Annotated in this window: 12 protein-coding genes; 1 reads left to right on the top strand and 11 read right to left on the bottom strand. The window is 39.0% G+C overall.

Features of this window, described 5'->3' with window-relative positions; all coding sequences use genetic code 11:
* Positions 1 to 16: 16 nt before the first annotated feature.
* Both galT and LAV82_RS11510 read right to left on the bottom strand, forming a co-directional pair.
* Complete coding sequence (gene galT, locus LAV82_RS11505; RefSeq protein ID WP_211078287.1) at positions 17 to 1,540, bottom strand: UDP-glucose--hexose-1-phosphate uridylyltransferase; 1,524 nt, start codon at positions 1,538 to 1,540, stop codon at positions 17 to 19.
* 30 nt (positions 1,541 to 1,570) lie between these two features.
* Positions 1,571 to 2,749, bottom strand: coding sequence for a galactokinase (locus tag LAV82_RS11510; protein ID WP_057239519.1), 1,179 nt, complete (start codon positions 2,747 to 2,749; stop codon positions 1,571 to 1,573).
* A 338-nt stretch (positions 2,750 to 3,087) separates the two neighbouring features.
* Here LAV82_RS11510 and LAV82_RS11515 point away from each other — a divergent pair, with 338 nt between their 5' ends.
* Positions 3,088 to 3,981 carry a helix-turn-helix domain-containing protein gene (locus tag LAV82_RS11515; RefSeq protein ID WP_013081740.1) on the top strand — a complete coding sequence of 298 codons (894 nt, stop codon included), beginning with the start codon at positions 3,088 to 3,090 and terminating at the stop codon, positions 3,979 to 3,981.
* 28 nt (positions 3,982 to 4,009) lie between these two features.
* Here LAV82_RS11515 and LAV82_RS11520 read toward each other — a convergent pair whose 3' ends face one another.
* From LAV82_RS11520 to argB, 9 genes are all read right to left on the bottom strand, one after another.
* Positions 4,010 to 4,261, bottom strand: coding sequence for a hypothetical protein (locus LAV82_RS11520; RefSeq protein WP_029324741.1), 252 nt, complete (start codon positions 4,259 to 4,261; stop codon positions 4,010 to 4,012).
* Between the two features lie 199 nt (positions 4,262 to 4,460).
* Positions 4,461 to 7,064, bottom strand: coding sequence for an ATP-dependent chaperone ClpB (gene clpB / locus LAV82_RS11525; RefSeq protein WP_499716107.1), 2,604 nt, complete (start codon positions 7,062 to 7,064; stop codon positions 4,461 to 4,463).
* 114 nt (positions 7,065 to 7,178) lie between these two features.
* Positions 7,179 to 7,358 carry a YjzC family protein gene (locus LAV82_RS11530; protein WP_013055394.1) on the bottom strand — a complete coding sequence of 60 codons (180 nt, stop codon included), beginning with the start codon at positions 7,356 to 7,358 and terminating at the stop codon, positions 7,179 to 7,181.
* A gap of 129 nt (positions 7,359 to 7,487) precedes the next feature.
* Complete coding sequence (locus tag LAV82_RS11535) at positions 7,488 to 8,132, bottom strand: SDR family oxidoreductase (RefSeq protein WP_499716108.1); 645 nt, start codon at positions 8,130 to 8,132, stop codon at positions 7,488 to 7,490.
* A 103-nt stretch (positions 8,133 to 8,235) separates the two neighbouring features.
* Entirely contained in the window at positions 8,236 to 9,186 is a 951-nt protein-coding gene (argF, locus tag LAV82_RS11540; RefSeq protein WP_013055392.1) for an ornithine carbamoyltransferase, read from the bottom strand.
* Positions 9,183 to 12,293 (bottom strand): carbamoyl-phosphate synthase (glutamine-hydrolyzing) large subunit, encoded by a 3,111-nt coding sequence (gene carB, locus LAV82_RS11545; RefSeq protein WP_211078284.1) that lies wholly within the window; start codon positions 12,291 to 12,293, stop codon positions 9,183 to 9,185. Before carB ends, argF begins: the two co-directional genes overlap by 4 nt.
* A complete protein-coding gene (locus LAV82_RS11550) occupies positions 12,286 to 13,359 on the bottom strand; it encodes a carbamoyl phosphate synthase small subunit (protein WP_013055390.1) in 1,074 nt (357 codons plus the stop codon). The genes carB and LAV82_RS11550 overlap by 8 nt, the downstream gene beginning before the upstream one ends.
* Before the next feature lie 70 nt (positions 13,360 to 13,429).
* A complete protein-coding gene (gene argD, locus LAV82_RS11555) occupies positions 13,430 to 14,584 on the bottom strand; it encodes an acetylornithine transaminase (protein WP_057274286.1) in 1,155 nt (384 codons plus the stop codon).
* Entirely contained in the window at positions 14,550 to 15,374 is an 825-nt protein-coding gene (gene argB, locus LAV82_RS11560) for an acetylglutamate kinase (RefSeq protein WP_013055388.1), read from the bottom strand. The genes argD and argB overlap by 35 nt, the downstream gene beginning before the upstream one ends.
* Positions 15,375 to 15,377: the final 3 nt, after the last annotated feature.

Genomic DNA, 15,377 nt, shown 5'->3' on the forward strand with positions numbered 1-15,377 from the left:
TGTTTTTATTAATGATTTACGCTTCATTTAACGAATTCATAAAACGACTGAATGCGAGCTGCCCTTCAGCAGTTTGTTTAAATACACCTGCATGTTCTAAAATAGTTGCAAAGACCAAACCGAGCTCTTGTTGGAGAATGCTTTGGACATTTTCTGCTTCAATATGTGGATATTTTTTCTTGATTTGTTCGGCCCACTTCACGTGTTTTTTCACTTGATCATGTCTGCTGGCTAATTCGCTCAGGTTATTCTGAACTAACCCTTTGGCCACTAGACTCATTTCGTCTTTCAAACGACCGGGTAAAACCGCAAGCCCCATTACTTCAATTAAACCTATGTTCTCTTTTTTGATATGATGAACTTCTGCATGCGGATGATAAATGCCATCTGGGTGTTTGGCGTTTGTTCGATTGTTTCGCAGTACTAAATCTAATTCATACAAATCTCCTCTTTTTCGAGCAATAGGCGTGACCGTGTTGTGAGGAGTTTGATCTGTAAAAGCTAAAATATCAGCACTTTGATCACTATATGATTTCCATTTCTTCAAAATGAAATCCGCTGCTTCCACTAATGGTACAAGGCGCGAACTTTGAAGACGAACGACCGACATCGGCCAATGAACAATTCCAGCTTTCACGTCTGGATATGCTTTAAGAGAGAACAATTTATTTATTTTTGCTTTAGCCATAGGAAAATCATGATAGCCGCCTTGAAAGTGGTCATGAGTTAAAATAGATCCTCCTACGATGGGTAGATCTGCATTTGATCCTAAAAAATAATGTGGAAATTGTTCAACGAAGGCAAGCAGCCGCTTAAACGTTTGCTTTGAAATATACATGGGTGTATGTTCACTCGCAAAAACAATGGCATGTTCATTATAATAAACATAAGGTGAAAACTGCATGTACCACAGCTCTTCCTGCAATTCCACAGGAATAATCCGGTGATTTTGACGAGCTGGGTGGTTAATGCGACCTGCATAACCAGCATTTTCTTTACAGAGAAGGCACAGCGGATAGTTGCTTTCCTTCAATGATTTGCTTGCTGCAATAGCTTTTGGATCTTTTTCCGGCTTTGATAAGTTGATGGTAATTTCAAGTTCTCCAAAGTCAGTGTTTGTTACCCATCTTTCGTTTTTAGCAATTCGATCTCTGCGAATATAGTGAATGTCTTTTGACAGCTTATAATAATAGCTTGTGGCTTTTTGAGGGCTTTGCTGATAGTGGTCATAAAATGTCCGATTAACCTCTGAAGGCATGCTTGCAAAGCATCCCATTATTTTGGTATCGAATAAATCTCTATACGTGATAGAATTCTCGGCGATTCGATTGTTTTCTGCAGCCCAATCAAGCATGTTGTCTAAAATAGCAGCTGGATGTTCCAGACGTTCTTCATTGACTTCTACTATAATACATTCGTCGAGCCTTAACACTTCCAGCAGTTTATTTCTCACCACATCTATATCCCATTTTGTTAATAGATTCTTTTGTAAACCATATTGAATAAGTCGGGTGATTTCTTCATGAATGTTGACTGACATACACTCGTTCCTTTCTCTATCTGTTTTCTCTTATACTGCTTCTAATGTGAGTTCACGCGCTCCTTCTCCAACCGTCACCACATAAAATTCAGCTTCTAAACTCGTTTTCTCATAATAGGTATTCCTTACTTTTTCAACAAACCTATCAACCTGTGCTTTTTGTACGATGCTAATTGTACAGCCGCCAAAACCTGCACCTGTCATGCGTGATCCAATCACGCCTTCTTGCAGCCAAGCTGCTTCTACAAGAGCATCTAGTTCTTTCCCACTTACTTCATAGTCATCTCGCAGTGAGCAGTGCGATTCATTCATCAATTGGCCAAACCCTTTTAAATCACCGTTTTGCAATTTAGCAACCGCTTCTTTTGTGCGTTCATTTTCATATACCGCATGTTTAGCGCGCTTACAATCTACTTCGTTTTGTATCAAAGATTTGTGCTTTTCAAATTGCTCTTTGGTTAAATCTCCAAGCGAATTAATGGAAAGTGAAGTTTGCAAGTCTGACAGCGCTCTTTCACACTCCATGCGGCGTTCATTATATTTTGAGTCTGCCAGCCCTCTTCGCTTATTTGTATTAGAAATAACGAGCACAGCATCTGTTAATTGCAGCGGGCTATACTGGTATTCAAGAGTTTGACAGTTTAACAATACGGCTTGATTTTCCTTTCCCATTCCAATTGCAAACTGATCCATAATCCCGCAGCTTACGCCGATAAATTCATTTTCAGCTTGCTGCGCCATTTTTACAAGGTCCATCATATCAATATTCAATTCAAGAATTTTATTTAAAAGTACGCATGTGACTAACTCAATTGATGCCGACGATGAAAGCCCTGCTCCGTTAGGAATGTTGCCGAAAAACAAGATATCAAAACCAAAAGGAAGATCATATCCGTGCTTTTTAAAGGTGTCCATTACTCCTTTTGGATAATTAGCCCAATCATCTTCGGTTTTGTACGTTAATTGCTCTAAAGAGGATTCAATAACGCCTGCTTCAGAGAAGTTTTTAGAGTACATACGTATTTTTCGATCATGACGTTTTTGTACTACCGCATACGTTCCTATACTCAATGAACAAGGAAAAACATGCCCTCCATTATAATCAGTATGTTCTCCAATTAAATTGACACGCCCTGGCGCAAAAAAGCAGCGAATAGCTTCTGACGAATGAAATATTTGTTTGAACTCTTCGATTAATTTTCCCAGCATTTATTATCACCTATTTTAAGTAGTTTTTTGGAAACGGATTCATATGTACATTGTAAAGTCCAATTTTCCTTGCCTCAATGGTAAAATTACTATCGATAATCGGTACTTTTTTGCTTATCACCTTAAAAATGATTCTTTTGAATTGACGATGAACTACTCTTACGCCAAAAAGGTGTTATCTTTATGTGAGCCTTGACTTGCAAATGATAAGAAAATAATAGATTTAGAGACATTCTCTAAAAATAATCACGATATTTTCAAAAAATTATAGAAAAATGAAAGCGATTACGTTAAAGTAAGAATTAAGTACTACTTTATTTCAAAAAGAAGGTGAAAATTTGCTCTCACATTTCCAAGCTCAAGAATATTCAACGTACGCATACAGGTTTTTAGAATCCCGCACAAACGAAGTTGCGCAGCTATGGTCGGTTGGGTGGGATGAAGTTTTCTCTCCCCTTTATAACTGGAGCGGAAATCAGCGAAAAGACGTAGGGAAATATATTTTTCAATACACGGTTTCTGGGTACGGGATGATTGAAATAGATGGACAAGAATATAAAGTGGATGCTGGTAAAGCATTCATCGTCAATATACCTGGAAATTATCGCTATTACTTACCAAAGGAAAGTGAAAACTGGGAGTTTATTTTTCTTACATTATACGGAGATGAAGTACAAAAATGCTGGGATTATATTCAGTCAACCCACTCCCCTGTAATTAGGTTTCATCCTGAATCAGCACCTGTTCAGCTGCTTGCTCAAATATATAAGCGGGCAAGTGAAAAACATATAGCAGATCCATTTCATGCCTCAAGCTTATCTTACCGCTTTGTAATGGAGCTGTACCAATATATTAAAAGCATGGACAGTTTTACAGAAGATTGGCCTGAAAGTATCATTAGCTCTATTTTATTTGCCCGTAATCATTATCATGAAGAAATCGGTCCGGATGAAATGGCAGATGCAGCTCATTTATCTCGCTATCATTTTAGCCGGTTATTCAAACAAACAACTGGAATTACGCCGATTCAATATTTAACGAAGCTTCGCATTCAAAAAGCGGCCGAGCTATTGCATCAAACCAAGTATTCAATCGAAGAAATTGCTGAAAACGTCGGCTATGCAAATGCCAATTATTTAACAAAAGTATTTCGCAAAACAACCAATATGACACCCGGACAGTATCGAAAAAGTGATGCATCCATTGATGAGCACTTTGCATTGCCAAAATAAAAACGACTTTCATAAAAGGAAGTCGTTTTTATTTTTTATCGGGAATTTCTACTACCACAGAACCTTTTTCGTAAATAAAAGTCAATTTTTTACCCGGGATAATCATATTTTCTAAAATATCTCGTGCAGCTTGAAGTGCAAACTCTGTCCGTTCTGCCTTTTCCTGCACTTCTTCATTTTCAGCTTGAAGATCATTTTTATCCAGCGCTCTTATTTTAGCTAATGCCTGATCTATAAAATCGTATGCTTCGTCATATATAAGCTCTATACGGTCCTTCATGTGCTCATTCATGCTCCTTTGCCCATTTTGTATTATCATAAATGAATTAGATATATTCTACAACCTAAAACTGTATAAGTTTTTACGCTTAGCTCTCACGTATTTTCTTTCATTTCTTTTTATTTTTTTAAAAAAGAGAGCTGCTTTTAATAGCAAAAAAAGACCATTCAATTTATCATGAATGGCCTTTTTAGAAAACTTATACGCTGACAACAAACTCATCATCTTTTACATCAACTGTCACTTGACTATAATCTTCAATTTGCCCTGCAATTAATTCTCTGGCAATTTTTGTTTCAATATATTTTTGAATAAACCTTTTTAAAGGGCGAGCTCCGTATACCGGATCAAACCCGGAGGCTGCAATATAATTTTTTGCTTCTTCTGTTAACGTTAACGAAATATGACGATCGGATAAACGCTTTTCAAGCTGAAGCAATAGCTTATCAATAATCCCTTTTACTTCATGAACAGTTAGCGGTTTGAATAAAATCGTGTCGTCTACTCGATTTAAGAATTCTGGGCGAAAATGCTGTCTTAATTGAGCCATCACTTGCTCTCTGGCTTTTTCAGTAATCTCGCCTTCACTTGTTAAAGCGTCTAATAAAAATTGAGAACCGATATTCGACGTCATAATAATGACTGTATTTTTAAAATCAATGACTTTTCCTTTTGAATCTGTTGCTCTTCCATCATCTAGTATTTGAAGGAGCACATTAAATACTTCGGGATGGGCTTTTTCAATTTCATCCAACAAAACGACTGAATAAGGCTTGCGTCTCACCGCTTCTGTTAGCTGGCCGCCTTCTTCATATCCTACATAGCCAGGAGGCGCTCCTATAAGCCTAGAGACCGCATGCTTTTCCATGTACTCAGACATATCAATACGAACCATTTGTTCTTCACTGTCAAATAAAGAATGTGCCAATGTTTTGGCTAGCTCCGTTTTTCCTACTCCGGTAGGTCCTAGGAAAATAAATGACCCAATCGGACGGTTCGGGTCTTTAATGCCTGCCCGTGCGCGAATCACAGCATCCGTCACTAAGGATACGGCTTCGTCTTGTCCAATCACACGCTGCTGTAAAATTGACTCAAGCTTCAACAGCTTTTCTCTTTCCCCTTCAACTAGTTTTGATACCGGAATTCCCGTCCATCTTCCTACAATTTCAGCAATTTCTTCTTCTGTTACTTCTTCTCTTAATAAACGGTTTTCTTGTGCTTTTTCAGCAGCTGTTTCTTCCAGCTGTTTTAGTTCTTTTTCAAGAGCTGGAATGCGTCCGTGGCGAAGTTCAGCTGCTTTATTTAAATCATATTTCCCTTCAGCTTCTTCTAGGTCTCGCTTCGCTTTCTCAAGCTGCTCCCGGACATCTTGCACCGTTTGAATCGACTGCTTTTCTTTTTCCCACTGCAGCTTCATTGTATCTGCACGTTCTTTTAAATCAGAGACTTCTTTTCGAATTGCCTCTAACCTTGTGATGCTTGCTTGATCTGTTTCTTTACTTAATGCCGCTTCTTCAATTTCAAGCTGCATGACACGTCGTGTTACTTCATCTAATTCTGATGGCATCGAATCTATTTCTGTTCGAATGGTTGCGCATGCTTCATCAATTAAATCAATTGCTTTATCAGGTAAAAAGCGGTCTGAGATATAACGATCAGACATAACCGCTGCTGAAACAATCGCTCGGTCGTGAATATTCACGCCGTGATGAATTTCAAATCGTTCTTTTAAACCACGCAAAATAGAGATTGTATCTTCTACTGAAGGTTCTTCAACCAGCACCTGTTGAAAGCGTCTTTCAAGCGCTGGATCTTTTTCAATATACTGACGGTACTCATCAAGAGTTGTAGCTCCTATACAGTGAAGTTCTCCTCTAGCAAGCATTGGTTTTAAAATATTCCCTGCATCCATCGCTCCATCCGTACGGCCTGCTCCAACGATTGTATGAAGCTCGTCAATGAATAAAAGAATTTGACCGTTGCTTTTCTTAACTTCTTGAAGAACAGCTTTTAAACGCTCTTCAAATTCTCCCCTGAATTTCGCTCCTGCTACTAAAGCTCCCATATCTAATGAAAAGATGGTTTTATCTTTTAATCCTTCAGGTACATCTCGGCGAACAATACGCTGTGCTAAACCTTCAACAATCGCTGTTTTACCAACGCCAGGTTCTCCGATCAAAACTGGATTGTTTTTTGTTTTTCGCGATAAAATGCGGATAACGCGGCGAATTTCTCCGTCTCGTCCAATGACTGGATCAATGTTCCCTGCTCGTACCTCTGCTACTAAGTCTCTTCCATATTTAGCTAACGCTTCATATGTGACTTCGGGATTTTGACTTGTAATTCGCTGATTTCCTCGAAGGCTGGTAAGCACATCTTGCAGAGCTTTTTTTGTTATACCGTGACTTGAAAATAACTTGCCATATTCACTAGAAGACGGTTCCTGTGCTAATGCTAAAAAGATGTGCTCAACTGAAACATAATCATCTTGCAAACGAGATGCTTCTTCTTGAGCTTTAACAAACAGCTGCTGAAGTTTATTCGTAATATAAACCTTCCCTGCTTCAGCACCACTTCCTGTAACGGCTGGTTTTTTCGCAAGCAATTGATTTACCTGCTGCTGAAAAGATTGATGATCTATATGTAAATGATCTAATATGCGAGGAGCAATACCATCTTGCTGATGAATGAGCGTATAAAGCAAATGAGCAATATCCACTTCCTGCTGATTTCGTTTAATAGCTTCGGACTGTGCTTCCATCACGCCTTCTTGCAATTTTTGGGTCATTTTATTTATATCCATTGAACATCCTCCTTCGATACATTTGACCTTTATTGACCTTTATTTCATTATACCCAGCAATAGGAAAACAAGTAAAGCCATTCAATTTAGAATGGCTTCTTTATTTTTTACTATTTAAGGCTTGCGCATGTACGTCCAGTGGCGATCATCGTTGGCCGTCTCTGGAAAACGCTCTCCTGCTTTTAATTTAACCTTTTGAGGATTATTTACGTTGCTTCCTGTTTCACCAATTTCAATATACACTCCGTTATTAGGAGCTTTTTGACCCGGTGTAAAATGACGATTTTGTCCCATTGTCCTGCCTCCTCATTCCTGAAATGAAATGTTCTCCTATACTATTCCCTTAAGATTTCTGTTTCATAATGGAGATGTTTTCATATTAGGAAGAGAAAAAGAGCAGACCTTTAGATCCGCTCTTTTATATTAATGAGTAAATTTAATAGCTTTTTCGATTTCAGTTTCTCCAGCTAGCATTTCAAACGTTTTTCCTATCGTAGCTTCTTCGTTTAGGCATTCTACAAGCACGGTTGCTACATCTGCTCGGGGAATCGTCTGAGATTTATCTTCAATATCATTATTGATATCAATTTTCCCAGTAGCTTGATCATTCGATAAAGTTCCTGGTCGTACAATTGTATACTGTAGATTAGACTGCTTTAGGTATTCATCCGCTATCGCTTTAGCACGCAGGTAAAGCTGTAAGCCTTCTGGTCCTTGCTCAGGTGCGTCTGTTCCCATTGAACTTAACATAACAAAGCGCTTTACACCTTGATTTTTTGCTTCATCAATGATATTTTTAGCACCGTTTTGATCTACAGCGATTGTCTTTTTGTCTCCGGTATGTCCTCCAGAACCTGCTGCAAATATGACAGCGTCCATACCTCTTAAAGCATCTGAAACATCTTGCTCCAAGTCAGCAAGCACAACATTGGCACCTAGCTTCTTTAACGCGTCTGCTTGCTTTTCGTCGCGAACCATCGCATAAGCTTCGTGCTGCTTGCTGTTTGCAACTTTTTCTACCACTTGTTTTCCCGTTGTTCCGTTTGCTCCAACAACTAATACTTTCATCATAAATCACCTTTCGTTCTGTTTAGTATACAATGGGTGTTCCCTCAATTAATTCCCTTTAAACAAAAAACCCCTTCTGATATTCTCAGAAAGGGTTTTTCTCTTAAGCTAAAATGGCTTGCAGCAAAGCTTTTTGTACATGCATACGATTTCCAGCCTGCTGAAAGACAACAGAATTTGGTCCGTCAATAATGCTTGCTGTTACTTCTTCTTCACGATGCGCAGGCAAACAGTGCAGAAATAAATAGTCTGACTTAGCATAGGCAGCTAGTTCTTCATTTACTTGATAAGGAGCAAATATTTTCAAGCGCTGCTGTGCTTCTTCTTCCTGTCCCATACTTGTCCATACGTCTGCATAAATAGCATCGGCATTTTTCACAGCCTCTACAGGATCTTTTGTAATCGTAACCTTCGCACCTGTTGTAGCAGCTATTTCATTAACATAAGCTGTTACAAAGTCTTTTGGCTCATAACCATCAGGGCATCCAATTGAAATATCTATCCCCATTTTTGCACATGCAATCATTAACGAATGCGCTACATTATTTCCGTCTCCAACATAAGCTACTTTTAGCCCTTCAAATGATTTCTTGTGCTCGTAAATCGTTAATAAATCAGCTAGAGCCTGACAAGGATGATAATCATCTGTCAAACCATTAATAACGGGAATAGATGCGTAATCTGCAAGCTCTTCGATCTTGCTATGTTCAAATGTACGAATCATTATAGCATCGATGAATTCAGATAGTACGCGTGCTGTATCAGCAATCGTTTCTCCGCGTCCAATCTGTAAATCTTGGCTGCTTAAAAAGAGGGCGTTTCCTCCAAGCTGCATCATTCCCGCTTCAAATGAAACTCTTGTTCTTGTTGAAGATTTTTCAAAAATGAGCCCCAGCGTTTTTCCTTTTAACGATGTTACGATTTCACCATTTTTATGCTTTTGTTTCAGCTCAATGGCGCTTTCCAAAAGTGACATAATATCGTCTGATGATAAATCTTTAAGCGTAAGCAAATCTTTTCCTTTTAAATTGGTATTTACCGATACTGTACTCATGATACTGTCACTTCCTTTTTAGTTTTTTGAAACCATTCTTGTAGTGATGAAACCTGATATTCATCGACTTGGAACGATTGGAAAAATAGCGATGCCGTTTCTGCCTCCGTCATGACCATCAAACCGTGTTTTAATGCTGACATACGGCTTTCTTTATCTTCAGGCTGTAAGCTTACGTATAATAAAGCTTCTTTCGTTTTCACCCATTCACTAACTTCTTTATCTTTAACAAGAGTTAAGCCCGCGCTTTGCACAAGTGCTTCAAGACCTTGCGCTTCTCCGTTGATATATACTTCCGCAGCACCGTTTTTACTTAACACATACTGATGGAATACTTTTTTTGCTGCTTCTTCAATCGTTGAAGAAATTGCAATTCCTTCACCAGTTGACTTCATTTCCGGTCCAACAAGTGGATCAACTCCTGATAATTTACTTGTCGAAAACACTGGAAACTTGATAGTTGTGTAAGCCGGATCCGGCAATAAACCTAGCTTTTCACTAATTTCCGACAATGATTTCCCAAGCAATATTTGAGTTGATAGCGAAACAAGCGGCGTGTTGCACACTTTGCTTACTACAGGCACTGTACGGCTGGCACGCGGGTTAACTTCCAGCATGTAGACTTCATCGTTGTAAATAACATATTGGATATTCATAATCCCTTTATATTGGAGTTTGTTTACAATTTTTTGAGCGTAGCTCACCATTTTTTCTTTATGTGCTTTTTCTATTGTTTTTGCTGGTAAAAGCGCATAGCTGTCTCCTGAATGAACGCCGGCTTTTTCAATATGTTCAACGATTGTCGGAATCAACACATCTTTTCCATCTGCTACCACATCAACTTCTGCTTCTTTCCCAGGGAAGTAAGCATCAATAAGCATTGGGAAATGAGACGCTTTAATAGCCGGTAAACAAGCCTGAAGCTCTGTTTCGTTTTGAATTGTCAGCATCCCTTTTCCGCCAATTACGTAAGAAGGACGAATAAGTAATGGGAATCCCATATCTTTTGCTTTTTGGACAAGCTCTTGCTCATCTTTCGCCATTTCACCTGGGATATGAGGGATATCACACTCATCTAAAAGCTTGTAAAACAAGTCACGATCTTCAAGTGCATCAATGACATCATTTGTAATCCCTAGTAAATTGACGCCAGCTTCTTCTAGCCCTTTAACAAGCGAAATAGCTGTTTGACCTCCGTATTGAACAATTACATCCTTCACATTTTCAGCATCAAGAACATTTAATACGTCTTCTACTGTTACAGGTTCAAAATATAAGCGATCTGCTACTTCAAAATCCGTACTTACCGTTTCTGGATTATTGTTAATTAAAATCGTTTCGTATCCTTCTTTTTCAAGAGCTAGCACACCATGTACAGAGCTGTAGTCGAACTCTACTCCTTGCCCGATACGAATTGGTCCGGAACCGATAATCGCAACTTTTTTATTCGTTGATGGTTCAATTTCGCTCTCTCCGTAATAACTGGAATAGAAATAAGCCGTTGAAGATTCAAACTCCGCTGCACATGTATCCACCATTTTATAACTCGGCGTAATATGTAGTGCTTTACGCTTCGCTCTTACGTCAAGCTCAGGCACATTCCATACGTTTGCTAGATACGCATCTGTAAATCCATGCTCTTTCACTTGCTTGAAGTGTTCAGCTGTAATCGAATCAAAACGCACTTCCTTTAAAGAGGCTTCCATTTTAATCAGCTGTGCAAAGTGTGTTAAATAGAAATAATCAATTTGCGTTACTTCATGGATATACTCAGGCGTTGTGCCACGGCGTAAAAGCTCTAAGATAATAAAAATACGTTCATCGCTTTGTTCGCTAAGCTTGCTTTTTAATTCATCCGTTGAAAGTTCTTGCAGTTCTTCTACTTCTAATCCTTGTAAGTCAATTTCTAAAGAAGACAATGCTTTTTGGAAGCTACGTGTAAAGTTACGGTCAATAGCCATTACTTCTCCAGTTGCTTTCATTTGCGTACCAAGCGTTCTTTCAGCGTAGAAAAACTTGTCAAACGGCCATCTTGGAAATTTCACTACTACGTAGTCAAGAGCAGGTTCAAAACTTGCATACGTGTCTCCTGTGACAGGATTTAATAACTCATGAAGCGTGTAGCCTACCGATAGCTTTGCAGCAATTTTGGCAATCGGATAGCCCGTTGCTTTTGATGCAAGAGCAGACGAACGGCTCACACGCGGATTTACTTCAATTAGATAATACTGCTTGCTTTTTGGATCAAGCGCAAACTGGATGTTGCAGCCCCCAATAATGCCAAGCGATGAAATAATTTTAACTGAAGCAGAGCGAAGCATTTGATATTCCACGTCTGTTAACGTTTGAGAAGGAGCAACGACTACCGAATCTCCAGTATGGACGCCTACGGGATCGATGTTTTCCATATTACAAATTGTGATGCACGTATTGTTCACGTCACGCATAACCTCGTACTCAACCTCTTTAAATCCAGCGATGCTTTTTTCAATTAAGCATTGAGTAATAGCACTTTCACGCAAACCTGACGCTGAAAGCTTTTCAAGCTCTTCCATAGAATGAGCAATTCCTCCGCCCGTTCCGCCTAACGTATAAGCAGGACGTACAATAACAGGAAAACCAATTTTCTCGGCAAAAGCTAACGCTTCTTCTACTTTTGTGACAACTTCACTTTCCGGCACCGGTTCATTCAGTTCATTCATCAATGCACGGAACTCTTCACGGCTTTCACCTTTTTTGATTGATTCAATCGGTGTTCCTAAAAGTTTCACATCGTATTTCGGCAAAATGTTTTGTTCATGAAGCTCAAGGGCTAAGTTTAAACCCGTCTGTCCGCCTAATGTGGCTAACAAACCATCCGGCTTTTCTTTTGCAATAATTTTCTCCACGCAGTCTACTGTTAATGGTTCAAAATAGATTCGATCTGCTACGTGAGTGTCCGTCATAATTGTAGCTGGATTATTATTGATTAAGATAACTTCATAACCTTCTTCTTTTAATGACAAGCATGCCTGAGTTCCTGAATAATCAAATTCTGCTGCTTGCCCGATTACGATTGGTCCTGATCCGATTACTAAAATCTTTTTTAACGTTTGGTCTTTAGGCATATACTTTTCCGCTCCCTACTTGCTGTACTTTCGTCATAAATTCATCAAAGATATACGTGCTGTCACTTGGTCCAGGATGTGCTTCTGGATGGTATTGAACCGACATAACAGGAAGGTCTTTATGCATTAAACCTTCAACCGATCCGTCATTCACATTTTTAAATCGAACGTTTAATGGCGTAGACGTAATCGTCTGTTCGTCTACGACATAGCTATGGTTTTGAGACGTCATACACACTTTGTTATTCGTTAAATCAATTACAGGCTGATTAGCTCCTCGGTGACCGAACGCCAGCTTTTTGGTTTGTGCCCCAAAAGCAAGCCCAATTAACTGATGTCCAAAGCAAATTCCCAAAGTTGGATAAGATGAAATAATTTCTTTTAATTCATCCAGCTGACTGCTCACTTGAGTTGGATCTCCAGGTCCGTTTGATAAGACAATGCCATCCGGCTGCAGTTCTTTTACTTTTGAAGAACTTGTAGAATAGGGAACAACTGTTACTTTGCACTCTCGATTTAACAGCTCTTGTAAAATTGATTTTTTATAACCAAAGTCCATTAATACAACGTGTTTTTCACCGTTTCCGTAAGTAACAGGCTCTTTTGTTGATACTTCTTTTACTACATATCCATCGCATTCAGCAGTAAATGCTGGCGGCTCAGCAGATGTCGAAAAGGCAGATTGCATCGTACCTTCTTTTCGAATTCGTTTTACGACCGCTCTCGTATCCACATGTGTAATAAGCGGAATGTTCCATTTCTTTAAATATTGTTTAAAGCTGTACATCGCTTCGTAATGGAACCCTTCATCTGAACATTCGTATACGACAACGCCTGCTACATGAGGCTTTTTGCTTTCATAATCTTTTTCATTGATACCATAGTTCCCAATCAAAGGGTACGTAAAGACGATAATTTGATCTTTGTAAGATGGATCAGTCACAACTTCTTGATAACCAGTCATTCCAGTAAAGAAAACAATTTCTCCTTCTGCCTGGTGCGTTGCTGTATGTTCAATGTGTCCGGCGAACGAATCGCCGTTTGCTAAGTGTAAATATCCGTTCATTGTGCATCCCTCTTCGAATAATTATTTATAAAACAGAATTTTTATACAAACATATTCAAAAAAATTTGTATTATGAAGTAATTTTTGTTTTGCTAAACGCTTCTTCAATGATATGAATCGCTTGGTCCAACTCTTCTTTTGTTACAGTTAAAGGCGGCAGCAATCGTACTACGTGCGGTCCTGCTCCCAGTGCTAGCAATCCTTTTTCACGCATAGCTGCAAGCAATGCTGACTGATGTTCTCCGCATTCAATTCCAATCATAAAACCTTTTCCACGAACATCGGTTACAAATGAATAATCTGCTATGCTATTTTTCAAAGCATTGGTAAAATAAAGGCTTTTTTCTGTAACCTCTGCCAAAAATGCTTCATTAAAAATAATGTTTAAGGTTGCTTTGGCTGAAGCTAGTGCAATTGGGTTTCCTCCAAAGGTTGTTCCGTGAGTACCAGGTCCAAATGCATCTTTGAGATAGCCTTTTCCAATCATCGCACCAACCGGCATTCCGCTTCCTAACCCTTTGGCTGCTGTAATAATGTCTGGTGACACGTTAAAATGCTGATAAGCGAACGGTTTTCCTGTTCTGCCGATTCCAGTTTGCACTTCATCGACTATAAACAGTGCTTCGTGCTTTTTACACAGCTCTTGAATGGTTAATAAAAATGCTTCGGTTCCTGGAACCACTCCGCCTTCTCCTTGAATGACTTCAACCATAATTGCTGCTACGCTATCGTCCATTTCCTGTTTTAATGCTTCTTCATCATTGTATGGCACGTAAACAAACTCATTAACAAGAGGACCGAAGCCATCATGAATTTTTGCCTGCCCTGTAGCTGTCATTGTAGCAAATGTACGTCCATGAAATGATTTTGTAAACGTAATAATTTTGTGTTTTTGCGTGTACTTGCGCGCTAATTTAATCGCCGCTTCGTTGGCTTCTGCACCGCTGTTACAAAAAAATACTGCATCACCGTTTGAGTGTTCCACAAGCTTACCTGCTACGTCTTCTTGAATCGATTGATGAAATAAATTTGACACGTGCCACACTTTATTTAACTGCTCTTCGACCGCTTTTTGAACATCAGGATGACGATGACCTACGTTACAAACAGCGATACCTGAAATAAAATCTAAATACTCATTTCCTTTGTTATCTATTAATTTTGTTCCTTGCGCCTCTTCCACATGGATATCAAACCGTTGATATGTTGGAAACAATGAACTCATCGCTATCTTCTCCACCTTTTCCACTATATTTAATTGCTGTACCAATCAGCTTTCCTTCCTTATCTAAAAATCCATCAGTTCCGCTAATAATATGAACTTCTTCAAGCAAAGGAGATAACGCATTTACCGCTGATGTTACTTTCGGAATCATTCCGCCGTAAATTACTTTTTCTTCAATAAGTGCATCAATCTCTGACTTTGTAAGCTCAGGAAGCAATGCTCCATCCTTTAACACACCTTTTACATCCGTTACAAACATCAGCTTTTCAGCATTTACTGCTTGTGCAACGGCTCCGGCTGCCACGTCAGCATTAATATTATAGCTATTGCCTTCTTCATCGGCTCCAATGGAAGAAATAACTGGAATATACTGACTGTCAGTTAGTTGTTTTAATAATGTATCATTTACGCCTTTTACTTCTCCAACGTAACCTAGACGTTCAACATCGATAGCCTCTGCTTTAAGCAATAATCCATCAATTCCTGATAGTCCTACCGCTTTTAAGTTCGCTTTTTGTAGTTCTTTTACAAGCTGCTTATTAACCTTGCCTGCTAATACCATCGTCACAACTTCTAATGCTTCTTTGGACGTTTTTCGAAGCCCATCTACAAATTCCGTTTCAATGTGAAGTTTGGTAAGCGTATCTTGAATATCAGGCCCGCCTCCGTGCACAACAATGATTTGATATCCACTCGCTTTTAACTGCTGAATACTTTCAAAAAAAGCGCTTGTTAACTGATTGACAATGCTGCCTCCGCATTTTACAACGACGATTTTTTCACTGCTCATTTC

It is taken from the genome of Bacillus sp. ILBB4, from assembly GCF_035064545.1.
Taxonomy (GTDB): domain Bacteria; phylum Bacillota; class Bacilli; order Bacillales; family Bacillaceae_H; genus Priestia.

Excerpts from the sequence above, each read along its gene's own strand:
- galT (WP_211078287.1), bottom strand. The coding sequence starts at position 1,540 with ATGTCAGTCAACATTCATGAAGAAATCACCCGACTTATTCAATATGGT.
- LAV82_RS11510 (WP_057239519.1), bottom strand. The coding sequence starts at position 2,749 with ATGCTGGGAAAATTAATCGAAGAGTTCAAACAAATATTTCATTCGTCA.
- LAV82_RS11520 (WP_029324741.1), bottom strand. The coding sequence starts at position 4,261 with ATGAAGGACCGTATAGAGCTTATATATGACGAAGCATACGATTTTATA.
- clpB (WP_499716107.1), bottom strand. The coding sequence starts at position 7,064 with ATGGATATAAATAAAATGACCCAAAAATTGCAAGAAGGCGTGATGGAA.
- LAV82_RS11530 (WP_013055394.1), bottom strand. The coding sequence starts at position 7,358 with ATGGGACAAAATCGTCATTTTACACCGGGTCAAAAAGCTCCTAATAAC.
- LAV82_RS11535 (WP_499716108.1), bottom strand. The coding sequence starts at position 8,132 with ATGAAAGTATTAGTTGTTGGAGCAAACGGAACAACGGGAAAACAAGTG.
- argF (WP_013055392.1), bottom strand. The coding sequence starts at position 9,186 with ATGAGTACAGTATCGGTAAATACCAATTTAAAAGGAAAAGATTTGCTT.
- carB (WP_211078284.1), bottom strand. The coding sequence starts at position 12,293 with ATGCCTAAAGACCAAACGTTAAAAAAGATTTTAGTAATCGGATCAGGA.
- LAV82_RS11550 (WP_013055390.1), bottom strand. The coding sequence starts at position 13,359 with ATGAACGGATATTTACACTTAGCAAACGGCGATTCGTTCGCCGGACAC.
- argD (WP_057274286.1), bottom strand. The coding sequence starts at position 14,584 with ATGAGTTCATTGTTTCCAACATATCAACGGTTTGATATCCATGTGGAA.
- argB (WP_013055388.1), bottom strand. The coding sequence starts at position 15,374 with ATGAGCAGTGAAAAAATCGTCGTTGTAAAATGCGGAGGCAGCATTGTC.